We start from the raw sequence: 22,854 nt of genomic DNA on the forward strand, positions 1-22,854 counted from the left end.
AGCAGACCCTAACTCTCACCCCAACAATCAAGACACTGAACCCAAGAAAAAAGCCTCTAGACGGATGCTAAAGACTTCAATAGTTTATGCTATTCTTACAATTCTGTGATATCACCTGTGCGGAGATAGACCATCCACTCACAGATATTTTTCGCGTAATCCCCTACACGCTCCAGGTAGGTCAAGACTTGGAAGTAATCACGTCCGGCAATCAAAGCGTCCGGATTTTTCTTGATTTCTTCAGTGGTCAATTCCTGGATTGTCGCGTAGAAATTATTGATGATTTCATCACGAGCTGCCACTTCGTAGGCTGTTTCGATTTCTGATGCGTTCAAGTAGAGATCCAGTGCCGCTTCTACCAGATTACGGACTTCTTTACCCATCTTCTTGATTTCATCTTCAACAATCTGGATACGAACTTCACCCTTCATGCGGATAGTCGCCTTGGCGATAGAAACAGCATGGTCTCCCATACGCTCCAAGTCGCTGGTGGCCTTCAAGACAGTGATAACACGGCGCAAGTCTGTTGATACAGGCTGTTGCAAGGCAATGATTTCAAGTGACTTTTTCTCAAGTTTGACTTCAAATTCATTGATTTTGCTATCTGCCTCGATGACTTCCTTAGCCAATTCACGGTCATGAGTTGTAAAGGCACGGACTGCATTGTTGATTTGCGCCTGTACTTCGTTCCCCATGGCATAGAATTGATTATGCAATTTTCCTAATTCTTCTTCAAATTGTGCTCTTAACATATATATCTCTTTTCTATATCTAAATGAAGATTAACCGAATTTACCAGTAATATAGTCTTCGGTTTCCTTATGAGCTGGATTCAAGAACATTTCCTTGGTTTTATTGTACTCAATCAAGTCGCCATCCAAGAAGAAACCAGTACGGTCTGAGATACGGGACGCCTGCTGCATAGAGCGGGTAACCAGAACCATGGTGTACTTTTCTTTCAAGCCATAGAGCGTATCTTCGATCTTACCAGCCGAAATCGGGTCAAGGGCCGAGGTAGGCTCATCCATCAAAATAATCTTAGGACTGGTTGCCAATACACGGGCCACACAAACACGTTGCTGCTGACCACCTGACAAACCCAAGGCCGAGTCATGGAGACGATCCTTGACCTCATCCCAGATAGAAGCACCTTTGAGCGAACGTTCTACTGCCTCATCCAAGACGGCCTTATCCTTGATACCATTGATACGAAGACCATAGACAACATTCTCATAAATGGTCATTGGGAATGGGTTGGGTTGCTGAAAGACCATCCCGATTTCCTTGCGCAAGTCAACAGTATCTGTGCGTGGACTATAAATATTCTTGCCGTTGTAATCAATAGCTCCTGTCAAGGTTACTTCTGGGTTCAAATCGCCCATACGGTTGATAGACCGCAAAAGCGTTGATTTACCAGAACCTGAAGGACCAATCAAGGCTGTAATCTCATTTGGGTAGAAATCAATAGAGACACTGTTCAAAGCCTTTTTCTTATTGTAGTAAACAGACAAATCTTTTACTTGTAAAATAGGTGTTGTCATGGTGTCTCCTTTCTATCCGAAGTGTCCTGAAACGTAGTCGCTGGTTGACTTGAGTTTGGCATTTTGGAAGACGTTTGATGTCTTATCATACTCAATCAAATCACCCAGGTAGAAGAAGGCTGTATAATCGCTGGCCCGGGCTGCTTGTTGCATGTTGTGAGTCACGATGATAATCGTATAATTCTTCTTGAGTTCAAACATGGTTTCTTCCAACTGCATCGTCGCAATTGGGTCCAGGGCTGAAGCTGGCTCATCCATAAGCAAAATCTGTGGTTTTACAGAGATAGCACGCGCGATACAGAGGCGTTGCTGCTGACCACCTGACAAGGTAAAGGCTGACTTGTGCAAATCGTCTTTGACCTGGTCCCAGAGGGCTGCTTGCTTGAGCGAGGTTTCCACGATTTCATCCAAGACTTGCTTGTCCTTGACACCTGCACGCTCATGGGCAAAGGTAATGTTCTTGTAGATGGACTTAGCAAATGGGTTGGGACGTTGGAAAACCATACCGATGTACTTACGGATTTCGTAAACGTTCATGTTTGACTTGTTAATGTCAATTCCTTCATAGAGGATTTGGCCGGTTACCTTGGCAATATCAATGGTATCATTCATCCGATTGAGACTGCGAAGGTAAGTCGATTTCCCACAACCTGACGGACCAATCAAGGCTGTGATTTTATTTTTCTCGAACTGCATATCAATGCCCTTGATAGCCTCATTTTTACCGTAGTAAACATGTACATCCTTTGTCGAAAGGGCAATTTTTTCTTCTGGGAAGGTAATGATATGGCGTTCATTCCAGTTATATTCTGCCATTTTTTCTCCTTATAAGTCGACTGCTTATGCTGCAGAAGTCATTTTCGCATGAAGTTTCTTACCGATATAACGGGCAGAAAGGTTGAAAATCAAGATAAATACCAAGAGGATTGCTGCAGAACCTGCAGATACTTGTGTTGCATCAGGAATCGTTCCCTCACTGTTGACCTTCCAGATATGAACCGCTAGGGTTTCTGACTGACGGAAAATCGAAATCGGGCTGGTAACGCTGAGCGGGTTCCAGTTGGACCAATCAAGAGCCGGAGCTGATTGACCAGCGGTATAAATCAGAGCTGCTGCTTCACCGAAGATACGACCGGATGCAAGGACAATACCAGTAACAATACCTGGCAAAGCCTCAGGAATGACCACGTGTAGAACAGTTTCCCAGCGTGACAACCCAAGGGCCAAACCGGCCTCACGTTGTGTATGGTGAACGTGGCGCAGGCTATCCTCAACGTTACGGGTCATCTGTGGCAGGTTGAATACAGTCAGGGCCAAGGCACCTGAGATGATAGAGAAACCATATTCAAACTGGACAACGAAAATCAAGTAACCAAACAAACCAACGACTACCGATGGCAGAGAGGACAAGATTTCAATACAGGTACGGATAAAGTTGATCAACGGACCTTTCTTAGCATATTCCGCTAGGTAGATACCAGCACCAGTTGACAGAGGAACTGAAATCAAAAGCGTTACAACCAAGAGGAAGAAGGAATTGTAGAGTTGGATACCAACACCACCACCTGCTTTATAGGAAGATGACTTGCTGGTCAAGAAATGCCAGTCTACATGAGGCAACCCTCTTAATAGGATAAAGAGGATAAGGGCTGTCAAAATAACGACGATAACTGTGGCGATAGAGTAAAGAATACCAGTCGCCAGTTTATCCATTTTCTTAGCGTGCATAGTTTTTCTTACCCTCTCTCGTAATAAATTTCATAATCATATTGAAGACCAAGCTCATCAAGAGCAAGACAAGGGCCAGTGACCAGAGGACGTTGTTCTGGACCGTTCCCATTACCGTGTTACCGATACCCATGGTCAAGACAGAGGTCAGGGTCGCAGCAGGTGTTGTCAAGGACGTTGGGATAACAGCTGAGTTACCCACCACCATCTGAATAGCCAAGGCCTCACCAAATGCACGGGCCATACCGAAGATAACAGCTGTGAAAATACCTGGTTTAGCTGCGTTCAGAATAACGCGCCAGATAGTCTGCCAACGCGTCGCACCCATGGCCAAACTTGCCTCACGGTAGTGACGAGGAACGGCCTTCAAGCTGTCCACTGTCATAAAGGTTACCGTTGGCAAAATCATGACGAAGAGTACAAATACACCTGACAAGATACCAAAACCTGTCCCGCCAAAGATGGATCGGACAAAGGGTACCACCACCTGCAAACCGATGAAACCATAAACTACTGATGGAATACCGACCAGCAATTCGATAACTGGCTGGAGAACCTTAGCACCACGTTTTGGTGAAATCTCTGTCATAAAGACTGCTGCTCCGATAGCAATCGGCGTTGCAATCACTGCTGACAGGATGGTAACGATAAAGGAACCAGAAATCATTGGTAGGGCACCAAAAGTTTTGGATGCCGGTTCCCACTTGTCACCGAACAAGAAATCTACAATGCTAATGCCATCCACAAAGAAGGTCGAAAGTCCGCGTTGGGCCACGAAAATCAAAATCATGGCAACAATGAAGACAATCAAGCTCAAGCAAAGGAAGGTCAAAATTTGACCAAATTTCTCTAAACGAGAGTTCTTGGAAGGGGTTGACAATTCTTTTTCAAGTTGTTGATTTTTCATTTCTACTCCTTCTCTGTGACCACGCCATCAGCTGTCTTTTCAACTTTCATGGCATTCATAGAAATATAGCCCATGCTGACAACGATACCTTCTTGGACTTCTTCTGAATACATGTAGTCCAAGAATTCCTTGGTCAAACCTTCAGGCTCGCCCTTGGTGTACATATGCTCGTAAGCCCAGATTGGCCAGTCGTTGGTCGCTACATTTTCAGCCGTCGGTTCAAACCCGTTCAATTTAATGGTATGAATTGACTCATCTAGATAGGCAAAGGCCAAATAAGAAATCGCTCCTGGCGTTTGAGCTACAATGGACTTAACCATCCCGTTTGAATCCTGTTCCTGACTTTGAATGGCTTTTTCACCTTGCATGATGATGCCGTCAAAGGTCGCACGAGAACCCGAACTTGCTGCACGGTTGATAATGGAAATTGGAAGGTCTTTACCACCTAGCTCCTTCCAGTTGGTAATCTCACCAGTGAAGATTTTACGCAAGTCCTCTGTCGAGATGTCGTCTACTGTCACCTCTTCGTTGACAATGACCGCTAGACCTGCAACTGCTACCTGATGGTCCACCAGCTGGCTGGCATCAATCCCATCTTTCTCCTCAGCAAATACGTCTGAGTTACCAATTTGGACAGCTCCTGACTGAACCTGTGACAAACCAGTACCCGAACCACCACCTTGGACATTGACAGACTTACCGATGTTGACAGAGCCAAATTCATCCGCTGCCGCCTCAACCAGGGGTTGGAGGGCTGTCGACCCTACTGCTGTAATGGATTCTCCACGATCAATCCATGACGAGCAAGCAGAAAGGGCCAAACTAGAAACTAAAAATAAAGCTGCAATACCTAGCTTATGCTTTTTTTTCATGTCGTTTTTTCCTTTACATTTTTCAGTGGAATCTCCTCTATTTTATGTATTTTTTACATAGAATTTACAAGATTTTTCCACCATTCCACTATAACATATAACCGTGCAAGTTGCAAAAATAATCTGCTTGCATCTCTTAAAAACGAAGGCCTTTGGGAAAGCTGTTTTTCAAGGTCCCATTGACAATTTTTGCAAATCCCAGACCATTTCCAACAACCGCTACCTGATACCAACCATTAGGCAAATCCTTGGACACTTCAAGAGGCTGACCAGCCACATAGGCGGTGAAATCATCCAAGCCAATATCCACTCGTTTTTTCACCTCATGGCTGTTCAGGGCAAGACCAAGGGCAAAACTTGGCTCAAAACGTTTCTTCTTGAAAATGCCCAGATGAAGACCATTTCGGGCAATCTTAACCTTGGATAAGTCTGGCAGACCGGCAGGCAAGAGATAGAGATTGTCGCCAAAGACCTGCAGGAGACCGTCCAACTGAACCCGCAACTGCTGTTCCGCAAACTCCTTCCAGAGCTGGCTTTGTTCCCGGTTGAGATTGGACTTGCCAGACTTGACTTTCTTGCTTCTTCCCTGACCGACATAGCGGAACTTGGCCACAAACTGCCCTTCCCCCTTGAAATGGTGCGGATACATACGAGCCGTCTCAGGATAGCCAATGCCCTCCACCATTCCATTTATTTTAGGAATATCCACCAACTCTAGATGAAATTCTTCTACTAACCAGGCTACAATTTCTTCGTTTTCCTCAGGCGACCAGGTGCAGGTTGAATAAATCAGTTGTCCCTGGGGAGCCAGCATCTCTATTGCAGACTCCAAGATTTCTCTCTGTAGAGCCGCACATTGGGCCGGGTAGTCTGCTGACCAGTACTGAATGGCATCCGAATCCTTGCGGAACATACCCTCACCTGAGCAGGGGGCATCCAGAACAATCATATCGAAATAGGAAGGGAAAACCTTTGCCAAACGGTCGGCCGATTCATTGGTCACGATAACATTTCTGGCACCAAACCGTTCAATATTTTCAGCTAAAATCTTGGAACGCTTGGTCGATATTTCGTTACTGACCAAGAGGCCAGTATTATCCAGATAGGAAAGCAGGTGGGTCGACTTGCCTCCTGGGGCTGCCGCCAAGTCCAGGACTTTCATCCCTTTTGCAGGCGCAGCTACTTGACCGACAATCTGAGCGGCCGGTTCCTGGGAATAGACCAGACCTGTCACGTGCTCAGGGGATTTTCCTGAAACTTTGCCATAGTAAGACCAGGGCATGTCCGGAATGGCATCCACAAATTCCATCTGGGCCTCTTTAAGCGGATTGGTACGAAACCCTGAAACAGCTGGCTGGTCAAAACTCTCAAAAAATGCTTGGGCTTCTGGTCCAAGCAATTCACTATATTTATCAATAAAATCTTGTGGTAAATTCATGATGTCAGATACCTTTTTACTTCTTCAACATTGGCGTCGGCCACCAAGAGAACATACTCCCGTCCCTGGTAAAGTGGCTGGTCATTTTCCAAACTCAGGAGACTGAACCCAAGGGCCTGACCAAGTATGGCTGCTGCCGCATAATCCCAGGGGTAAATATAGGAAGCGTAGGCCAGAAGACGACCCTTCAAAACCTGTAAAAAGCCAATCCCAGCACTTCCTACCGATCGCGTCCCCAGGGTTTGCTGGGCCAAATCCCGCAAACCATAGGCATTTTCTGCATAAATCTTGGCATTGAGCCCCAGCAAACTGTAGGCAAAATCCTTCTTCTGGGGAGCAGGCAAGAGTTGGTCATTGAGCTTGACAGGATAGTTAGCACCACCATGCAAAATCTCATCATTCATGAGATCGTAAATGACCGCAAAAATCCCTTTTCCTTCTTCAAAATAAGCCAGCATAATGGCAAAATCCGCCTTCTGCGCGATAAAATTCGTGGTCCCATCAATAGGGTCGATGACCCAGACATGACCAGTATCAATGCTGGAAACATCGCCACCTTCTTCACCAAAGATATGGTCGTCAGAATAATGCGATAAAATAGCCTGACTGAGACGCTCCTGGATAGCCATATCCACATGGGTTACCAAGTCCTGGGGATTAGTCTTTGCAGTGATTTCCAACTGGTCTTCCAGATGTTCCAGGAGAAAGTCCCCGGCTTCCTTGACAATCGTCAGGGCAAACTGGTATTTAGCGTCCAAGTCTGACCACCCCCTTCTGCCTTTCTTGGGCAGCCTTGACTACACGGTAGCTAGAGTAGCCAGAAACATCCTCAAAATCACGGTCAATTTGCTTTTCTTGGGCCTTACTGGGAACCACTTCCTTGAAGGCACGGTAGGCTGTCAAAACCTGTCCTGCATCAGCTCCCTTTTCATAGGCCAGCTCCACCTGATTCAAAAAAGAAAGCACGGAGGAAATCTCCTCTGTGCTCCACGAAAAATCAAGTGGATATGAATAATTTTTGTTCATATCAATTTATCCTATTTCTGCTCGCAATGTAGCATTTTTTAATTCTTGTTTACGGTATTTTCTAGGAAGGAAGGCACGGATTTCATCTTCGTTAAACCCAATCTGCATCCGCTTTTCATCCAAGATAATGGGACGACGCAAGAGACTCGGATAGGTTTCTATCAATTCAATCAATTGACCAATGGACAGGTCATCGACATCCACATTCAACTTTTGAAAAACCTTAGAACGTGTCGAAATGAGGTCATCCGTTCCATTTTCTGTCAAGGCTAAAATTTGCTTAAGCTCGACAGCAGTCAGCGGACTGGTCATAATATTGTGCTCAATAAAAGGGACTTCATGATTGGTCAACCATGTACGCGCCTTGCGACAACTAGTACAGCTTGGCGATAAAAACAAGGTAATCATCTGTTTCAGCTCCCTTCTACATTCCTAATCACTTATATTATATCGTAACTTTAGAACGTTTTCAAGGCTATTCCTGGATTTATTCCTCTTTCTTAATCAAAATGTCGATTTTTTTCTCCAGCTCCTGAATCTTCAGACCTTGTTCCTCGATTTTGGCAAGGAGAATATCCATCTTGGTCTCGCGCTCATTGTCGGTAAAAAAGCGGGTAATGGTCGAGGTCACCATACCGAAGGTGCAGATGCCAATCAACATCAGGAGGATGGCCATAATTTTTGAAATAGTATCCGTAGGAACAATATCCCCGTAACCAACCGTTGTCATGGTTACAATAGACCACCAGAGGGCATCAAAGAAGGACTTCTTCTCGATGATAGACAGGACCCCACTGGCCACTAGGACAGCTGATACATTGAGCATCAGAACCTTGGACAGGCTATTGGTGTGGAGGAGCTTATTGAGCGTGTCCCAGAAACGATTGGACAGAGCAAAAATGCGGGCAACCTTGACCAGGCGAAAAAGCCGCGCCAGCCGACCAATCTGCAGGAAACGAAAGACCGAATCGAAGGGAATAATGGCAATCAATTCCAAGATATGGTCCTGTATATATTGCAGATTATCTTCTGCATAATAAAGCTGAACGAAATAGTCCACTACAAAAATGAACCAGAGGCACCAATCCAAGGTCTGAAAGCCAGAATTATACACAAGGCTGGTATCCAGCAGTTCCAAGACAATCAAAAGAACGTAGGCCAGGGCCAGATAGGTCATGACCTTTTCATAAATAGGGTGTTGGACCCATTTTTTAATCATGCTGCCCCCAGTTGAGTGAATAGGCTTCATCACTCTTCATCTGCTCCATCAGAGCCTCAATGCCATCAAACTTAATCATGTCACGAATTTTTTCCAACCAGAAAATAGTCATGCTTTCTCCGTAGATAAAGTCTTCAAAGTCAAAAATATGGGCCTCAATCCGCAGTTCAGTCCCATCAAAGGTGACATTTTTCCCTACGCTGGTCATGGCTCGGTAACGTCGGCCACCGACCTCTACATCTGCTACATAAACACCGTCCGACGGTAGATGAACTCTATCGTAAGGAGCCAAATTAGCGGTAGGATAGCCAATGGTTCGACCTCTAGCATCCCCGTGAACAACCAGGCCTTGAGTCGTAAAGGTGTAGCCCAGCAATTGATTAGCAAGGGTGACATTCCCTTCTTTAATAGCTTGGCGAATGCGGGTGGAAGAAATTTTTTCACCGCCCATGGTCACTGCCTCCACAACCTCAACCCGACCATCAAACAGTTCTGCCAAAGCCGTAACATCTGCTCTGCAATTGCCAAAATGATAGTCGAAACCTGCCACCAAGACCTGAGCCTTGAGCCCCTTGATATAGCGTTCTACAAATTGCTCCGGCTGATTGCTGGCAAATTCACTGGTAAAGGGCGTCAAAAATAGCCGTTCTACACCATGGTCTGCCAAGAGCTGGTAGCGTTGCTCCGGGCTGGTCAAATGAAGGAGTAAGTCCGGCGAGAAGCGGGCAAAAGCCAGCTTGGGTGACTCAGGAAAGGTCAAAACCGTCACGGTCAACCCCTCTTGATCCGCAATTTTTCTGGCCCGCTGCAAGAGTGCCTGGTGGCCCAGGTGAATCCCATCAAAATAACCCAAAACCAGCACCGTAGGCGCCTGCTGGTTCAAATCCCTGTAATCATTTATCTCTATAATTTCCATAACAGTTTATTTTATCATATTTTTGGACGAAAACTAGGCAAAAACCTTGCTTGGTTTGTAGAGGTCGTCTCGTTTTTCAAAAACAGCAATCAACTTGTCCTCGTATAAGCCAGCTACTCGGTCTGCACTGGCATCCAATTGGAGAAAACGGCCAAAGCCAGCATCTGCCACCTGCTCCTCATTCAAGGTCACAATCGGCAGGTCACCAATGCCTTGCTCAATGGGGCGAAGGAAGGAGAAATCATCTCTAGCAACCAAGGCCGCTATTTCCTCCAAGGTCAGGGCGTCATCCAGGCACATGCCTGCTGAACCAGTCCGCTCCAATTTGGACATGTGGCTGGCATAGCCTAGCTTGGCACCCAGGTCCACAGATAGGGTCCGAACATAGGTTCCCTTGCCGCATTTGACACGGAACGTAAATCTGGCACAGCCGTCTGACAGCTGAATAGGGCTAGTGCGTTCAAAGCTGTAAATGTCCACCTGGCGTTGGGGACGCTCTACCTGCTCTCCTGCTCGTGCATATTCATAGAGCTTACGGCCATTGACCTTGACAGCTGAGTACATAGGCGGAATCTGGGTAATCCGACCGACAAAGCTAGCCATAGCCTCATCCACTGCCTGCTCTGCTATTTCCAAAACAGGCGTCGTCTCCAAAGTTTCCCCGGACGCATCTTCTGTCGTAGTCGAGTAGCCAATGGTAATCTCGCCCTCGTAGACCTTGCCCTCCTCCTGCATGAACTCAATCATGCGAGTAGCCTTGCCAACCGCAATGGGCAGAACACCTGTCACATCTGGGTCCAGGGTCCCGCCATGGCCAATTTTCTTTTCCTGTAGGATCTTGCGGAGCTTGAAAACCGCATCATGACTGGTCATGCCAGCCTCTTTTTTTAAATTGATAATTCCTGAAATCATAGATTTAATTATACCATAAAAGGACCGCTCTTGTGAGCAAGTCCTCGCTTACTTTCTAAGAAGCTGTATTTACAAGTAAATGTCATTTAGAAAATTTCCTTAGTTAAAGGTGTTGAACTGTAAATACAGGTTTATAAATTCCTGACTAGCCAATCATCCCTAGCAGATACTGCAAGAGGAGGGAGATGCAGGTAATGCTAATCCAGCAGCTGGCCCCTAGCAGAATGGCTCTTCCACCTGTCCTGAGCAGATGAAGCAGGTCTGTCTTGAGTCCAATCGCTGCCATGGCCATGGTGATGAAGAACTTAGACAAATCCTTGATGGGCGCAAAAATTGCTTGAGAATAGCCCAGACCAGTCCAAATCGTCGTAAAAAGACTGGCCCCAAGGAAAAAGAGGATAAAGGTCGGAAAGACCGTTTTGAGCGAGAAATCTGACTGGCTGGACCGAGCTTTTTTGGCTTGCAGAATGGCCAGAACAAGAGTAATCGGTATGATGGCCAGAGTTCGTGTCAATTTGACTGTTACACCTGTATCTAGGGTCTGACTTCCCAGCTGGTAAAGATTATCCCAGGTGCTTGCTGCCGCTGTGACAGAGGAGGTATCATTGATGGCAGTTCCTACAAACAAGCCAAATTCTTGACCCGATTGGGTGGAAAATCCCAGGATTTGTCCTAAACTGGGAAATAGCAGTGCTGCCAAGAGATTAAAGAAAAAAATCACCGAGATGGCTTGGGCAACCTCTTCATCCTTGGCCTTGATAACAGGCGCTGTCGCTGCAATGGCAGAACCCCCACAAATCGAAGAACCAACTCCGACCAGGATTGCAATCGGCGCTTCAATCGCAAAATACTTGTGCCCAAGATAGGCCACTAGCAGGGCTGTTGAAATTGTCGCAAGGATAATAGGCAAGGACTGCTTGCCAGTCTCCCAGATGACACCCAGATTGAGACCAAACCCTAGTAGAATAACCGCATATTGCAATATTTTTTTAGATGTAAAGGCCAATCCAGCATCCAAAACATAGCTATCCTTGATAAAAAATGCTAAGACCAGTCCTATTATCAAGGCAAAGACTGCTCCACCAACCAGCGGAAATTGACTTCCCAGCCACTGACTGGCCAAGGCAATAATGGCACAAACACCGATACCAGCTGCTTTTCTCCTAAATTCCATCCTAACCTCCCCCAAAGGAAACTTTTCAAACATTATACTCTTTTTCTGTAAAAAATGCCTGGAAGGGATGATAAACACCTCAGGCCCATTAGAAAAGACCCGCACAAGCAGGTCTTGAATTTTAGGGGGCAGTTAATCTAGAGCGGTAACTTGGTAGTCACCCTCAATATAGAAAGTCGATGTCAAGGTTTCTTGACCGTCGTTGACAAGGATTTCCACACAGTTGGTGTCAACCAAGACCAACAAGTCTGTTGCTTGGACAGTAACTGCTCGGCGAACCGTTGGCCACTCTTCTTCCCCAGTTTGCTGGATTTTGAGGTGACTACGGTCAATATAGACTTCTTGACTTTCCTTATCGTAGCCGAATTGCAGGTAATCTTGGTCGCTTCCAAGTTTTAGTTCCAAACTGTCTTCCAGTCTAAGAGAGAGCTTGCTTGGACCTTGGATACTTTGTCCAATTTCAATATCGCTGAAGGCTTCCAAGACACTTGTTGGCAGAACTTGGCGCAATCCGTTTTCAGTCTTCTTGAGAATGCGTGGAAGGGTCATCTGACCGTACCACTTGTGGCCTAGGTCATTGGTCACCAATTTGCGACCCCAGGTATGCATCCAGGCTACCATGATACGTTCACCTTCAGAACCTTCGGTAGTCTGAGCTGCGTAGAAGTCATGTCCGTGGTCAATTTCCTTAAAGGAATCTGCCACAAAGACCTTCTTATCCCAGTCCACATGACCTGTCACAAAGATGTTGGAGTTGATATTGATAAAGTCATTTCCGTCTTTTTGGTAACGCATTGGAGAGATAATCAGGTACTCTTGACCGTCCACTTCAAAGTAGTCAGGACATTCCCATACAAAGCCTTGGTGGGCCTCACCTTTCAAGAAGATAGACTCAAATTTCCAATCGGTCAGGTTGGGAGAGCTTAGTAAGACGATACAGCCGACATTGTCCTTGTGCTTGGTTGCGACAACAGAGTAGTAGTGACCATCTTTCTCAAAAATCTTCGGATCGCGGAAGTCATTGGCAATGACTTCTTCTGGCAGTCCATCTGCTGTTGCGACTGGATTCTGCTCGATTTTTTCAAAGTGAATACCGTCAGTCGAGAAAGCCATGTTCTGAACTTGACTAACTGTCCCGTCTTCATTATTGATATGACCAGTATACATGAGCCAGAGGACATCATCTTTGACAATAGCAGAGCCCGAGAAACAGCCGTCTTTATCGTAAGCTTTATCAGGAGCTAGGGCAACTGGAAGCGGTTCCCAGTTGACCAAGTCCTTACTTTTTGCGTGACCCCAGTGCATCGGTCCCCAAACACTCTCGTAAGGGTTGAATTGGTAGAACAAATGGTATTCTCCACGGAAGTAGATAAACCCATTGGGGTCATTCATCCAGCCTGTTTCTGGTGTTAAATGGGCTTGCGGTTTGAAAACCGGATTGACCTTTCCTTTTTCTGTCTGAATAAATTGATTGGCTTCTACTACTGTTTTCACAGGCAGCCTCCTTTTAAATTACTGATTTGCTTTGTACTGATCGTAGTATTTTTGCTTGATAGCTAACCAGTCAGAAAGACCATAGCTTTCCAATTCTTTCAAGTAACTATCCCACTCTTCTTCGATACCACTGTTTACAATCCATTCTGCACGTTTACGGTAGATGAAGTCGTTCATATCTGCTTCAACTTGGGCAATCTTGTCCAAATCTTCTTGTTCCATGAAGACACGAGGGTAGATGTCATCGTTGGCCACAAAGTCAAGATAGGTTTCGTGCATCAAATCCAAACGCCATTTGGCATCGTCTGGCATAGTTGTCACAGTTCCGTAGTACTCATCAAGAATAGCAAGCGGTCCACCAACTTCTGTCTTCTGACGCAATTCGCCTGGAGCTGTACCGTTCAACGGCAAGTGTTTCAAGCTATCTGTCGCTGCATCGTATTCGAAGATGTTTTGTTGGGTTTCATCACCATAGGTACCCCAGTTGTTTTGAACAAACTGGATTAGTTTGTATTGGGCATCAATCCATTTAACAGTCAATTCCAAGTTTTTTTGAAACGTTTCATTTTTCTTGTAAAAATAAAACCAACTATTTATTGATGATTTTATTCTAACATTGTAACCGTTTTCTGTCAACTGCTTTTTTAAAAATTTTTTGTCGTTTTACCTTCAATATAGGAAATTGGCAGGGTGATTTGTTGGGGTTGTCCTTTTTTATCAATGATTTCAATCAAACAAGCCACTGCTTCTTGAGCCATTCTTTCTAACGGCTGACGAATGGTCGATAGGAACATCGGACGATCTCGTGCGATTTGGATACCATCATAGCCAATGACTTGGACATCTTCTGGAATTCGTTTACCCAGTTTCTCCAAAACTTCTACCGTTTCCAAGGCTACAAAATCATTGATGGTGAAAATGGCGTCAACCTGTGGATTTTTAAGCAAAAAGGCTTCAACTTGCCCGACAAAATCATCATAGGGTTCTTCCAAATCGAGAACATGGCAAGGAAAACCTGCCTCTAAAATCCGTTTTTCGAAATATATTCTGCGCTTCTTGGTTTCATTGATGGTTTTATTGTGCCCACCGATAAAGGCAAAATGGCTGCCACCTTTTGCTATCAAGGTATCCGCTGCCAGCTCCGCACCAGCTTGGTTGTCCGAGCTGACACAAGGGATGGCCTTATTTTCATAGGTGCGGTCGATACTGACAAAGGGGATATTGGACGATAGATAATCGTCAATCGGGCTATAGGTGATGGCGATAATGCCGTCCACCTTATTTTGTTGCAGCATAGTCAGATAATCCAGTTCCCTTTTTGGACCAGAAATATTGCAAAGGAGCAACTTGTAATTTTTCTTACTCAGCTCCACTTCGACATGGTAGGCAAACTCTCCAAAAAATGGATGCCAAACTGACGGAATAATCAAGGCGATGGTTTCGGTTTTGTTCTTCTTCATGCCACGAGCATAAACATCTGGAATGTAATTCAATTCCTTAATGGCAGCATTGACTTTTTCAAGCGTGCTTTCCTTGATACCAGACTCCTTGTTGATAACCCTTGAAACTGTCCCAACGCTAACACCGGCAAACCGCGCAACATCTTTCATAGTAATTGATTTTTGTTCTTCCACAATCGGCTCCTTTCCAAAAGATTTTTTGAAACGTTTCAACATTTATTACTAGGATATCATTGACAGCGTTTTCTGTCAAGAAAAAATAAAATAGACCAGCTGAGCCAGTCCATTGAGCTGACAAAGTCTAATTATTTCTTTTTCTTTCTTTTCAAATAATCAAATAAATCCAACAAACAATAAGGAATAAGATAAACAAAATAAGCTAGAAAGAACCATCTTGAATCAAGATTGCTAAAATACAAAGCAACCAAAACTAGAAGAGATAATACTAAATAGAAATTCTTATTTTTAAATAGTTTGCTCATTGTTATTTACCCCTAAAGTCCGTGAAATGTTTATAGCCTTTTGTTTTAAATAGAGCAGTCCATTCCTTACGATTTATACATCTTCTTCATCGGGTGCTTGGCAATGACTTCTGGGTGATTGTCCAGTGCTGCCTGGCCTTTTTCGGTCAAGGCGTAGCCACGTACCTTGAAGTAAGGTGCCAATTGCTCCTCAGTCAAATGGTCTTTGAGGGCTTGATCAACTTCTGCCGCCTTCATTTTCGACAAACCTGTCACACCTTCCGCCTTGAGAATATTTTTCTTGGCCGTTGAAGTAATGTGATCCAGCGACTCAAATGCTGTTTCGACGCGGGCATAGCCATCCGCAATCAGTTGTTCCATATGGGCAGGACCGTCAATCCCATAGCTGTACTCAAAATACTTGGAATAGGGCGTCGTCGTTTCAAAAGAACCTAGACTAATGCGCCAGAGCAAGATAATATCGCCCGGCAAAATTCCCTCTTCCAGACGGACCATATTGCGCTTGGGAACCGGCTTGGGTTCTAGCAACCATTGACCCAAATCGCGTTCATGAGAAATATAAGGCTTGACCTCATGGTCTTTATACATTTCCTCAATGCGTTTCTCAAATGACATGTTCTCTTCCTCGCCAAACTTAAACTTCTACTCAATTATAGCCTATTTATGGGCATAGAACAAGAAGAAGAACTGCAGACTGTTATGCACCAACCATAATCTGCCAGCAGATACCAAATTGGTCCTCAAGGTTGGCATAGGCAGGAGCCCAAGGTATTTCCTGGTATTCAGCAATAATCTTCCGTGCATCCCGGCTCAATTTCTCGTAAATACGTCTAGCATTGTCCGCCGTATCCACCACAATAGAGGCCGAAACATTGTAGCCCTGTCGGTATTCAAAGGCAGGATTTTCATCCGAAATCATCAGTCGATGCTCTCCGACCACTAATTCAGCGCTCAAGAGCAAATGTTCGTGCTCCTTGGGACAAGGATGGACAAAGTCTGCCCATTTCTTCAGATTACAGACCTCAGCCTGCAGGGCATCTTGGTAAAACTGGACCGCTTCCACCCCATTTCCATTCGTTACTAGATTGATTTCTAGCGCTTGTATCATTTTAACATCCTCACATCGATAAATAAACACTCTGCAACTTCTTTATTATGCAAAACGGCAATTTTTATTATACAATTTTTGTAGTAAATTTCAAAAATAAACGAATTTCGGATAATTAAAGTCAATTCATAAATATTGAAATAATCAACTTTTTATCGATATTTATTCCAATATTAACTTAAAATCATTTGTAAATTTTTAGTTATTTTTAATCAAATAAAATTCCTGCTAGCCAGAAGATGACTGCAGGACCTTGGTCTAATCTTGTCTTTTAAACTGGAGCAAGCGGCTGCCTTGGAAGGTCAATTCTCCCTGGTCACCTTCAGCAAGTAGGGCATATTCCTCAGGCTTGACACGAAATTCCCTGCGCTCCTTCTGCCATTCAAAGGTTACATAGTAATTGGTCCTAGCCATTTCATTGCCAAAGACATGAGTGCGCTTGGACACTAGCTTGGCCTGCCGAATTTCCACCGGAGACTGGTTATTGCGATGCCATTCCAAAAAATTTCGGACGATTTGATAGACAACAATCCCCAAAATAATGGTGGCAACTGCATAAATGAATAGCATAATTACATCCACACTTCCACCTGGACCTAAAAGATTGTCAAACATAGTAGATACTCCTTTTACATTTATAAGAATAGTATATCATATTTTGAATGGCCAGGAAATTGAATATTGACTAAAATCATGATAAAATGAAGCATAATTTTGAAATGAAAGTGATGACACAAATGAAAAAACTACTTTTTCTAGGCCTTGCTAGCAGCCTCCTACTGACAGCCTGCGCCAACTCAACAACGACACCAAGCAGCACTGAAGAGGCTAATTCAAGCTCTACCCTGCAAACAACTTCTGACTCAACAGCATCCAGCAAATTCAAAAAAGACCTGGCCTACGCTGTCAACAATCCTGACGCCGTTTTTCCACAGTTGAGCCCAGAGGTTGCTGACAATGAGGCCCTGGTCAAGATAAAAACAACCGAGGGAGACATCACCATCAAGCTCTTCCCTGAATTGGCCCCTATGACGGTGGAAAACTTCCTGACCCACGCCAAAGAAGGCTACTACGATGGTACGATTTTCCACAGGGTTATCAAGGACTTTATGATTCAAGGCGGAGATCCCCTGGGCAATGGTACCGGTGGCGAGTCCATTTGGGCTGGCAAGGGGACGACCAAGGATGCCGGCTATGGTTTCAAGGATGAAATTTCTGCCTTCCTCTACAATATCCGTGGCTCTCTTTCCATGGCCAATGCTGGCGCGGGGACAAACGGCAGCCAGTTCTTCATCAACCAAAACACAACCGATATGTCCGGTCAATTGGCTGGCGCAGGCTATCCTGAAAAAATCCTACAAGCCTACAAAAACGGGGGCAATCCAAACCTGGATACCAAGCACACCGTCTTTGGTCAAGTTACCGAAGGCATGGACGTTGTGGATAAAATCGCCGCTGTAGAAACCGGCGAAAACGACAAACCCAAAACAGATGTGAAAATCGAAAGCATCGAAATCCTGAAAGACTACACCTTCCCGACAGAATAGACCAAAACCCAGTCGACGACTGGGTTTTAATCTTTCTCCAAAAAGGCAATCAATGTCTTGGCAGAACGTTCGCCTGCCTGGATGATAAATTCATCAAAGGTAATATTAGCATCGCCTTGAGCCGTGTCGCTCATGGCACGAATGACCAAGAAAGGCTTGCTCAGATTGACTGCTGCCTGGGCAATGGCGGCTCCTTCCATTTCAACAGCAAGGACCTGTGGAAAATGTCCTTTGATGGCCGCAATCTTGTCAGCACCTGCAATAAAACTGTCTCCTGTTGCGATTAGACCCACATGACTGTCGATTTCCTGCTCTGCCAAAACGGCTGTCACCTTCTCAAGTAAGGCCTGGTCACCCGGGAAATACAGTTCCTGCCCTGACATTTGCCCATAGGCATAGCCGAAGGCTGTCAAATCCACGTCATGGTAGGCTAGCATGTCAGCCACTACCACATCACCGATTGAAATGCCCTCTGCCACTGCACCAGCCGATCCTGTATTGACAATGGCATCAACCTCAAAGCGGTCCACCAAAATGGCCACCGACATGGCTGACATGACCTTACCGATGCCTGACTGGACCAAAACTACCTCATGCTGGCCAAGTTTGCCTTGATAATAGGTTCTGCCAAGCACTTCTGTCTCGACTGGCTCCTGCAAATAGTCCACCAAAACCTTGAGTTCCTGGGGCATGGCTGCGATAATTCCAAATTTCATAATCTCTCCTACCAAAAAATAACCGCTACGATAAACAGAAGAACAAGAATCACTACCCAAAACAAGATTGTATTGACCTTGCTGCGAAAGGCTTCGCGCTTATTGGTCTCAATCCGTCTACTTTTAACAACCGAGGGTTGGACAGGGATGCGGATGGTATGCCCTTCTACATAGCCCTCGTATCCTTCCTCGTCCAGATAGTCCTGAAAATCATCTGGTTCCAAATAGACTTCCTTATCCGGATTATAATGGCCAAACTGACTGGTATCTTCCAGTTTCTGACCCTTCTTAAATCGTTTTAGTATTTCATCTGTCAACAGGGACTTGCCCATGTTTAGACCTACTTTCTCATTAGTTGTGCATATTGAATGGCCATGATGGTCTTGGCGTCGCAAATGTCACCACTTGCCACCAAGTCCAGGGCCTGATCTAAGGTCACTTCATAGAGCTCGATGACCTCGTCCTCATCCATGGGACGGGGATTTTCTACCTTGACCAGATTTTCAGCCAGATAAAGATAGATGCGCTCGTTACAAAAACCAATAGCAGAATAGAAGTCTGCCAAGAGGGTCAGCTTGTCTGTCCGATAGCCGGTTTCCTCTTCCAATTCTCGCAGGGCTGCATCTTCTTGTGTAAATTCTTCACCCAGTTCCAGCTTGCCAGCGGGGATTTCATAAATAGCGCGTTCAATGGCCTTGCGATACTGCTTGACCAAGATAATCTTACTTTCCGTTGTCAGAGCTAGCACACAGACTGCTCCCTTGTGGAAAACCAGCTCACGCTTGCTGGTTCCGCCATTTGGCAGGGCAACATCATCGACAACGACGTCAAAAATTTTGCCCTTAAAAATCTCTGTCCGCTCAATAGTTTTTTCTTCAAAGTTCATGAAAAACTCCTACTTTTGACTAGGGTGGAAAGGAAAACGTTTGGCAGAGCCTTCTTTATTTTCCTGGCGACCGCGACCGATTCCAATCGAATCCGTCGGAACATCTTTGGTAATGGTTGAACCTGCTGCTAGGAGGGCATTATCGCCAACAGTTACCGGTGCAATGATGGTTGAGTTTGAGCCGACAAATACACCATCACCAATCACTGTCTGGTACTTGTGTTGCCCGTCGTAATTGGCTGTAATCGTACCAGCACCGACGTTGACATCTTTTCCGATGGTTGCATTACCGAGATAAGTCAGATGACCAATCTTGGACTGTTCACCGATTGTCGTAGCTTTAACTTCAACAAAGTTGCCGACGTGGGCATCTTTACCAAGAATGGACTGAGGACGGATATGGGCGAATGGCCCCACTGTCACGCCTGTTTCAATGACAGATTCTTCAATATCGGAGTTTGTAATAACCACATCCGCTGCAATCTTGGAATCACGAACTCGGGTGCCGTTGGTCAAAACTGTCCGCTCACCGATGGTCGTTGCGCCCTTGAGGACAACATTGGCCTCGATGACTGCCTCCGCACCGATTTCTACGTCAATGTCAATGTAAGTCGCATCTGGATTGATAAAGGTTACGCCGTTGATCATGTGTTTTTCATTGATCCGCTTGCGCATAACAGCTTCCGCCGTCGCAAGAGCAATACGGTCATTGACCCCCAAACTCTCATCAAAATCACGGAGGATATAGGCCCCGACCTTCTCACCAGCCTGACGGAAAATAGAAATAACATCGGTCAAATAGTATTCCCCTTGGGCATTGTCCGTGTTGATATCCTTGAGAGCCTCGAAGAGACGCTTGTTGTCAAAGAGATAGGTACCTGTATTGATTTCCTTGACCTGTTGTTCGAAATCGCTGGCATCCTTTTGCTCAACGATTTTCAGAACTTCGCCGTCAGCGTTACGGATAATGCGGCCGTAGCCAAAAGGATTGTCCGCCTGAGCAGTCAAAATCGTCGCCACGTTCTTATGACTGATGTGGAAGTTAATCAGATTTTTCAAGCTCTCACCCGTAATCAAAGGTGTGTCACCTGCGATAACCAAAGTCTGGCCCTCAAGACCTGCTAGAGCTGGCTCCGCCATCATGACTGCATGGCCTGTTCCCAACTGCTCTGATTGCAGGGCAAACTCGGACTGACCTTCAAGGACCGCTTGGACCAATTCTGCCTTGTGACCCACAATTGTCACGGTCTTGGCAGGATTGACAGCATCCACAGCTCGCTTGACATGCTCCAACATGGTGATGCCTGCCACCTTATGGAGAACTTTTGGCAGGTCTGACTTCATACGGGTTCCCTTGCCCGCCGCTAGGATAATTGCATAATTATTGCTCATGATTTACTCTCTTTTCATAGATACTGCTACCATTATAGCAAATTTTGATTGTTTTGGAAAATGGCAGAGCAAAAATCAAGTCTGCATTGGATAAAGAAAAAGAGGTCGAAACCTCTTTAGAATTTATGGAGCCATTTTCTATAGTCCAGTTCGGATAACAAAGTGGCACTAAAAACTGCTAGTAACATAGTGAACCAATTATCTGGTAAATCGAGCAGTCCGAAAAACACACCAAAGACGGACAAAAATATAACTATCATCATCAATAATCGCTTCATCTGGTCATCCTCCTGGCCGACAATTAAAACAAGTGGATACCTCGAAAAATATCTGTCCGTTCCTTATCTGTCAAGCTTTTTAGTTCTTCCCAGACAGGTTTTTCCTCGTCTGTGAAACGCAGTTCTGTTCCCGGTAGACTAGCATTGGAAACAGCTTGAACCAAGCCCTGCAAACATATTCCCAGAGCCAACCCCTCGCTCTGCACTACTTCAGCCCGAGTCTGGTCAAGGGTTGCAGTCAGCTGTTTTGCCGTTTCAGTACCGATTGACTCTGCCCCAGCCAGTATGGGTTTCAACTGGTCCAACAAACCAAGCACTTTTTCTTTGTCCATAAAGACCTCCTTGTGAATCTTTTATTTATATTTATTATATCAAATCAACAAAAAAATACAAGGAAATACAGAACGTAGACAAACTAAACTCTGGATAAATAAACTGAGTAGCTCTGCTATGAAAAAATAAAAATTAAGTTTATTTTGCGAGCGGAGTGAGCCCTAAGTCGGGACTTTCTGCTATGATGAAAACGCTAGAAACGTTGTCGTTTCTAGCGTTCGGAGTCATTGAGACCTTAGGCTCAATGACTAGGTATGGAATTCCGTAGGTAGCTCAAACAGTCTGGGAGACTGTTTGAGGAGTAAACCCAGAAACTAGAAAGTTTACTACCGTCCGACATCACCTCAGGAAAGTCCGAAAAGAGACTTTGTCTACAAACTCGGAAATATTCTCTATTTTGGATAGACTAATTCAAATTCTTCGCAGACCACCAGCATATCTTCAGAGAAGGTCAGACCTCCCTCTTCCAGCCAAATGGTGAAGAGTTCCTCATGAACCTGACGCCAATAGGACAGACTACGATTACCCTCGCCTTCTTTAAAAGCATGTTCTTCCGTCACTTGCGAAAAAGGGGTAACATAAACCTTGGTCGTTTCGATAATGCAAACGGAATTACCTTGGCTATCAAGAATGATGTCGTAACCACCAATCTGTGGAATTTCTTCCCCTTCTAGTTCGTAAAGTGGGTAAGCAGAGCTGGTTGCCGTCTTGATTCCACGCGCCACTAGGTCAGCTAATTCATCTGGTACTGCACCAAAAGCCCAAGCCTCTGGCTCAGGGCCCGCCTGCGGATTGACGGTCAAATATTCTTGCCATAATTGTATTGGAATCATCATTCCTCCTTACTTTCTAGCCAACTAGCTCTGGTCAGACGGGTCACATGCTCCGTCCGAACCTCACCAATCAGCGAACACTCAACATTCTCCAGCTTGTGATGATAGGTAAAACCACACTTCTCCTGGGCACGCCTGGATTGCTCATTGCCCTCAAAATAGCCACACCAGACAGTTTCTAATTTTAGGGTTTCAAAGGCATGGCAGAGCAGTTTTCGGATTGCCTCTGGAACCAAACCTTGTCCCCAATAATCACGTCCTAGCCAGTAGCCCAGCTCCGCTTCCTTATCCGAAGTCGTCAATTTACTAGCACCGCCAATCATTAAGCTAATAGCACCGACAGGCTTTCCAGTAATCTTATCTACAAGAGCATAGGTTTCTGGTTGGGTAAAGACCGTCTCGATAACGTTTCGACTTTCTTCTAAGGATTGGTGGGCTGGCCACCCTGCACGCAGTCCGATTTCAGGATGCGAGGCCAGAGCAAAGAGGTTCTCCGCATCATCCACCGTCCAAGGACGGAGCAATAAACGTGGTGTTTCTATCATAAAATTCTCCTATTTCAAAACTCTAACTGTTGATAATCTGCCCTCTA

Annotated in this window: 27 protein-coding genes and 1 pseudogene; 1 reads left to right on the forward strand and 27 read right to left on the reverse strand. The window is 45.2% G+C overall.

What is annotated here, in order from left to right; all coding sequences use genetic code 11:
* Window positions 1-95: 95 nt before the first annotated feature.
* From phoU to ACHBID_RS06185, 20 genes and pseudogenes are all read right to left on the reverse strand, one after another.
* Window positions 96-752 (reverse strand): phosphate signaling complex protein PhoU, encoded by a 657-nt coding sequence (phoU, locus tag ACHBID_RS06090; RefSeq protein ID WP_105137174.1) that lies wholly within the window; start codon window positions 750-752, stop codon window positions 96-98.
* Between the two features lie 30 nt (window positions 753-782).
* On the reverse strand, window positions 783-1,541 hold the full coding sequence (gene pstB / locus ACHBID_RS06095) for a phosphate ABC transporter ATP-binding protein PstB (protein ID WP_105110975.1): 759 nt from the start codon (window positions 1,539-1,541) through the stop codon (window positions 783-785).
* 12 nt (window positions 1,542-1,553) lie between these two features.
* Window positions 1,554-2,357 (reverse strand): phosphate ABC transporter ATP-binding protein PstB, encoded by an 804-nt coding sequence (pstB, locus tag ACHBID_RS06100; protein WP_105160662.1) that lies wholly within the window; start codon window positions 2,355-2,357, stop codon window positions 1,554-1,556.
* 24 nt (window positions 2,358-2,381) lie between these two features.
* Complete coding sequence (gene pstA, locus ACHBID_RS06105; RefSeq protein WP_394731866.1) at window positions 2,382-3,269, reverse strand: phosphate ABC transporter permease PstA; 888 nt, start codon at window positions 3,267-3,269, stop codon at window positions 2,382-2,384.
* A complete protein-coding gene (gene pstC, locus ACHBID_RS06110; protein WP_105110978.1) occupies window positions 3,259-4,176 on the reverse strand; it encodes a phosphate ABC transporter permease subunit PstC in 918 nt (305 codons plus the stop codon). The genes pstA and pstC overlap by 11 nt, the downstream gene beginning before the upstream one ends.
* A 2-nt stretch (window positions 4,177-4,178) precedes the next feature.
* Entirely contained in the window at window positions 4,179-5,048 is an 870-nt protein-coding gene (locus ACHBID_RS06115) for a phosphate ABC transporter substrate-binding protein PstS family protein (protein ID WP_105110979.1), read from the reverse strand.
* A 136-nt stretch (window positions 5,049-5,184) separates the two neighbouring features.
* On the reverse strand, window positions 5,185-6,486 hold the full coding sequence (locus tag ACHBID_RS06120; RefSeq protein WP_394731865.1) for an RsmF rRNA methyltransferase first C-terminal domain-containing protein: 1,302 nt from the start codon (window positions 6,484-6,486) through the stop codon (window positions 5,185-5,187).
* The gene (locus ACHBID_RS06125) at window positions 6,483-7,244 is read right to left on the reverse strand and encodes an inositol monophosphatase family protein (RefSeq protein ID WP_394731864.1); all 762 of its coding nucleotides are present in this window, start codon (window positions 7,242-7,244) and stop codon (window positions 6,483-6,485) included. The genes ACHBID_RS06120 and ACHBID_RS06125 overlap by 4 nt, the downstream gene beginning before the upstream one ends.
* Window positions 7,234-7,512, reverse strand: coding sequence for a UPF0223 family protein (locus tag ACHBID_RS06130; protein WP_105123232.1), 279 nt, complete (start codon window positions 7,510-7,512; stop codon window positions 7,234-7,236). Before ACHBID_RS06130 ends, ACHBID_RS06125 begins: the two co-directional genes overlap by 11 nt.
* Before the next feature lie 6 nt (window positions 7,513-7,518).
* Window positions 7,519-7,920, reverse strand: coding sequence for a Spx/MgsR family RNA polymerase-binding regulatory protein (locus tag ACHBID_RS06135; protein WP_105110983.1), 402 nt, complete (start codon window positions 7,918-7,920; stop codon window positions 7,519-7,521).
* 79 nt (window positions 7,921-7,999) lie between these two features.
* The gene (locus ACHBID_RS06140) at window positions 8,000-8,731 is read right to left on the reverse strand and encodes a potassium channel family protein (RefSeq protein WP_105110984.1); all 732 of its coding nucleotides are present in this window, start codon (window positions 8,729-8,731) and stop codon (window positions 8,000-8,002) included.
* Window positions 8,724-9,647, reverse strand: coding sequence for a bifunctional riboflavin kinase/FAD synthetase (locus tag ACHBID_RS06145; protein ID WP_394731863.1), 924 nt, complete (start codon window positions 9,645-9,647; stop codon window positions 8,724-8,726). Before ACHBID_RS06145 ends, ACHBID_RS06140 begins: the two co-directional genes overlap by 8 nt.
* A 33-nt stretch (window positions 9,648-9,680) precedes the next feature.
* Entirely contained in the window at window positions 9,681-10,556 is an 876-nt protein-coding gene (gene truB, locus ACHBID_RS06150; RefSeq protein ID WP_394731885.1) for a tRNA pseudouridine(55) synthase TruB, read from the reverse strand.
* Window positions 10,557-10,704: 148 nt separating this feature from the next.
* The gene (locus tag ACHBID_RS06155; protein WP_105111005.1) at window positions 10,705-11,733 is read right to left on the reverse strand and encodes a YeiH family protein; all 1,029 of its coding nucleotides are present in this window, start codon (window positions 11,731-11,733) and stop codon (window positions 10,705-10,707) included.
* A gap of 132 nt (window positions 11,734-11,865) precedes the next feature.
* Window positions 11,866-13,227, reverse strand: coding sequence for a glycoside hydrolase family 32 protein (locus ACHBID_RS06160; protein ID WP_394731862.1), 1,362 nt, complete (start codon window positions 13,225-13,227; stop codon window positions 11,866-11,868).
* A gap of 18 nt (window positions 13,228-13,245) precedes the next feature.
* Window positions 13,246-13,779: pseudogene (locus ACHBID_RS06165) on the reverse strand (ABC transporter substrate-binding protein); the annotation flags it as partial.
* Window positions 13,780-13,871: 92 nt separating this feature from the next.
* Complete coding sequence (locus tag ACHBID_RS06170) at window positions 13,872-14,864, reverse strand: LacI family DNA-binding transcriptional regulator (protein WP_394731884.1); 993 nt, start codon at window positions 14,862-14,864, stop codon at window positions 13,872-13,874.
* A gap of 371 nt (window positions 14,865-15,235) precedes the next feature.
* A complete protein-coding gene (locus ACHBID_RS06175; RefSeq protein ID WP_105110991.1) occupies window positions 15,236-15,784 on the reverse strand; it encodes a hypothetical protein in 549 nt (182 codons plus the stop codon).
* Between the two features lie 82 nt (window positions 15,785-15,866).
* Window positions 15,867-16,277: a VOC family protein gene (locus tag ACHBID_RS06180; RefSeq protein WP_394731861.1), complete on the reverse strand. Its 411-nt coding sequence runs from the start codon at window positions 16,275-16,277 to the stop codon at window positions 15,867-15,869.
* A 258-nt stretch (window positions 16,278-16,535) separates the two neighbouring features.
* Complete coding sequence (locus ACHBID_RS06185) at window positions 16,536-16,892, reverse strand: DUF2500 domain-containing protein (RefSeq protein ID WP_105110993.1); 357 nt, start codon at window positions 16,890-16,892, stop codon at window positions 16,536-16,538.
* Between the two features lie 122 nt (window positions 16,893-17,014).
* Here ACHBID_RS06185 and ACHBID_RS06190 point away from each other — a divergent pair, with 122 nt between their 5' ends.
* Window positions 17,015-17,824: a peptidylprolyl isomerase gene (locus tag ACHBID_RS06190; RefSeq protein WP_125265665.1), complete on the forward strand. Its 810-nt coding sequence runs from the start codon at window positions 17,015-17,017 to the stop codon at window positions 17,822-17,824.
* Window positions 17,825-17,850: 26 nt separating this feature from the next.
* Here ACHBID_RS06190 and ACHBID_RS06195 read toward each other — a convergent pair whose 3' ends face one another.
* The 7 genes from ACHBID_RS06195 to ACHBID_RS06225 form a co-directional block, all read right to left on the reverse strand.
* A complete protein-coding gene (locus ACHBID_RS06195; protein WP_394731860.1) occupies window positions 17,851-18,540 on the reverse strand; it encodes a 5'-methylthioadenosine/adenosylhomocysteine nucleosidase in 690 nt (229 codons plus the stop codon).
* Window positions 18,541-18,548: 8 nt separating this feature from the next.
* Window positions 18,549-18,872 carry a cell wall synthase accessory phosphoprotein MacP gene (macP, locus tag ACHBID_RS06200; protein WP_172021571.1) on the reverse strand — a complete coding sequence of 108 codons (324 nt, stop codon included), beginning with the start codon at window positions 18,870-18,872 and terminating at the stop codon, window positions 18,549-18,551.
* Window positions 18,873-18,880: 8 nt separating this feature from the next.
* Entirely contained in the window at window positions 18,881-19,426 is a 546-nt protein-coding gene (locus ACHBID_RS06205; protein ID WP_172010053.1) for an NUDIX domain-containing protein, read from the reverse strand.
* Between the two features lie 9 nt (window positions 19,427-19,435).
* Window positions 19,436-20,818: a bifunctional UDP-N-acetylglucosamine diphosphorylase/glucosamine-1-phosphate N-acetyltransferase GlmU gene (gene glmU / locus ACHBID_RS06210; RefSeq protein ID WP_172010054.1), complete on the reverse strand. Its 1,383-nt coding sequence runs from the start codon at window positions 20,816-20,818 to the stop codon at window positions 19,436-19,438.
* Between the two features lie 301 nt (window positions 20,819-21,119).
* Window positions 21,120-21,428 carry a hypothetical protein gene (locus ACHBID_RS06215; protein ID WP_394731859.1) on the reverse strand — a complete coding sequence of 103 codons (309 nt, stop codon included), beginning with the start codon at window positions 21,426-21,428 and terminating at the stop codon, window positions 21,120-21,122.
* A gap of 393 nt (window positions 21,429-21,821) precedes the next feature.
* Window positions 21,822-22,262 carry an ASCH domain-containing protein gene (locus tag ACHBID_RS06220; protein WP_105123216.1) on the reverse strand — a complete coding sequence of 147 codons (441 nt, stop codon included), beginning with the start codon at window positions 22,260-22,262 and terminating at the stop codon, window positions 21,822-21,824.
* A complete protein-coding gene (locus ACHBID_RS06225) occupies window positions 22,262-22,807 on the reverse strand; it encodes a GNAT family N-acetyltransferase (protein WP_105123215.1) in 546 nt (181 codons plus the stop codon). The genes ACHBID_RS06220 and ACHBID_RS06225 overlap by 1 nt, the downstream gene beginning before the upstream one ends.
* Window positions 22,808-22,854 lie beyond the last annotated feature (47 nt).

Origin of the sequence: Streptococcus sp. A25, assembly GCF_043674095.1 — a bacterium.
In the GTDB taxonomy this organism is placed as follows: Bacteria; Bacillota; Bacilli; order Lactobacillales; family Streptococcaceae; genus Streptococcus; species Streptococcus suis_V.

What these genes read in the sequence shown, in the direction of transcription:
- phoU (WP_105137174.1), bottom strand. Translation starts at nt 752, where the DNA reads ATGTTAAGAGCACAATTTGAAGAAGAATTAGGAAAATTGCATAATCAA.
- pstB (WP_105110975.1), bottom strand. Translation starts at nt 1,541, where the DNA reads ATGACAACACCTATTTTACAAGTAAAAGATTTGTCTGTTTACTACAAT.
- pstB (WP_105160662.1), bottom strand. Translation starts at nt 2,357, where the DNA reads ATGGCAGAATATAACTGGAATGAACGCCATATCATTACCTTCCCAGAA.
- pstA (WP_394731866.1), bottom strand. Translation starts at nt 3,269, where the DNA reads ATGCACGCTAAGAAAATGGATAAACTGGCGACTGGTATTCTTTACTCT.
- pstC (WP_105110978.1), bottom strand. Translation starts at nt 4,176, where the DNA reads ATGAAAAATCAACAACTTGAAAAAGAATTGTCAACCCCTTCCAAGAAC.
- ACHBID_RS06115 (WP_105110979.1), bottom strand. Translation starts at nt 5,048, where the DNA reads ATGAAAAAAAAGCATAAGCTAGGTATTGCAGCTTTATTTTTAGTTTCT.
- ACHBID_RS06120 (WP_394731865.1), bottom strand. Translation starts at nt 6,486, where the DNA reads ATGAATTTACCACAAGATTTTATTGATAAATATAGTGAATTGCTTGGA.
- ACHBID_RS06130 (WP_105123232.1), bottom strand. Translation starts at nt 7,512, where the DNA reads ATGAACAAAAATTATTCATATCCACTTGATTTTTCGTGGAGCACAGAG.
- ACHBID_RS06135 (WP_105110983.1), bottom strand. Translation starts at nt 7,920, where the DNA reads ATGATTACCTTGTTTTTATCGCCAAGCTGTACTAGTTGTCGCAAGGCG.
- ACHBID_RS06140 (WP_105110984.1), bottom strand. Translation starts at nt 8,731, where the DNA reads ATGATTAAAAAATGGGTCCAACACCCTATTTATGAAAAGGTCATGACC.
- ACHBID_RS06145 (WP_394731863.1), bottom strand. Translation starts at nt 9,647, where the DNA reads ATGGAAATTATAGAGATAAATGATTACAGGGATTTGAACCAGCAGGCG.
- ACHBID_RS06155 (WP_105111005.1), bottom strand. Translation starts at nt 11,733, where the DNA reads ATGGAATTTAGGAGAAAAGCAGCTGGTATCGGTGTTTGTGCCATTATT.
- ACHBID_RS06175 (WP_105110991.1), bottom strand. Translation starts at nt 15,784, where the DNA reads ATGTCATTTGAGAAACGCATTGAGGAAATGTATAAAGACCATGAGGTC.
- ACHBID_RS06180 (WP_394731861.1), bottom strand. Translation starts at nt 16,277, where the DNA reads ATGATACAAGCGCTAGAAATCAATCTAGTAACGAATGGAAATGGGGTG.
- ACHBID_RS06185 (WP_105110993.1), bottom strand. Translation starts at nt 16,892, where the DNA reads ATGTTTGACAATCTTTTAGGTCCAGGTGGAAGTGTGGATGTAATTATG.
- ACHBID_RS06190 (WP_125265665.1), top strand. Translation starts at nt 17,015, where the DNA reads ATGAAAAAACTACTTTTTCTAGGCCTTGCTAGCAGCCTCCTACTGACA.
- ACHBID_RS06195 (WP_394731860.1), bottom strand. Translation starts at nt 18,540, where the DNA reads ATGAAATTTGGAATTATCGCAGCCATGCCCCAGGAACTCAAGGTTTTG.
- macP (WP_172021571.1), bottom strand. Translation starts at nt 18,872, where the DNA reads ATGGGCAAGTCCCTGTTGACAGATGAAATACTAAAACGATTTAAGAAG.
- ACHBID_RS06205 (WP_172010053.1), bottom strand. Translation starts at nt 19,426, where the DNA reads ATGAACTTTGAAGAAAAAACTATTGAGCGGACAGAGATTTTTAAGGGC.
- glmU (WP_172010054.1), bottom strand. Translation starts at nt 20,818, where the DNA reads ATGAGCAATAATTATGCAATTATCCTAGCGGCGGGCAAGGGAACCCGT.
- ACHBID_RS06215 (WP_394731859.1), bottom strand. Translation starts at nt 21,428, where the DNA reads ATGGACAAAGAAAAAGTGCTTGGTTTGTTGGACCAGTTGAAACCCATA.
- ACHBID_RS06220 (WP_105123216.1), bottom strand. Translation starts at nt 22,262, where the DNA reads ATGATTCCAATACAATTATGGCAAGAATATTTGACCGTCAATCCGCAG.
- ACHBID_RS06225 (WP_105123215.1), bottom strand. Translation starts at nt 22,807, where the DNA reads ATGATAGAAACACCACGTTTATTGCTCCGTCCTTGGACGGTGGATGAT.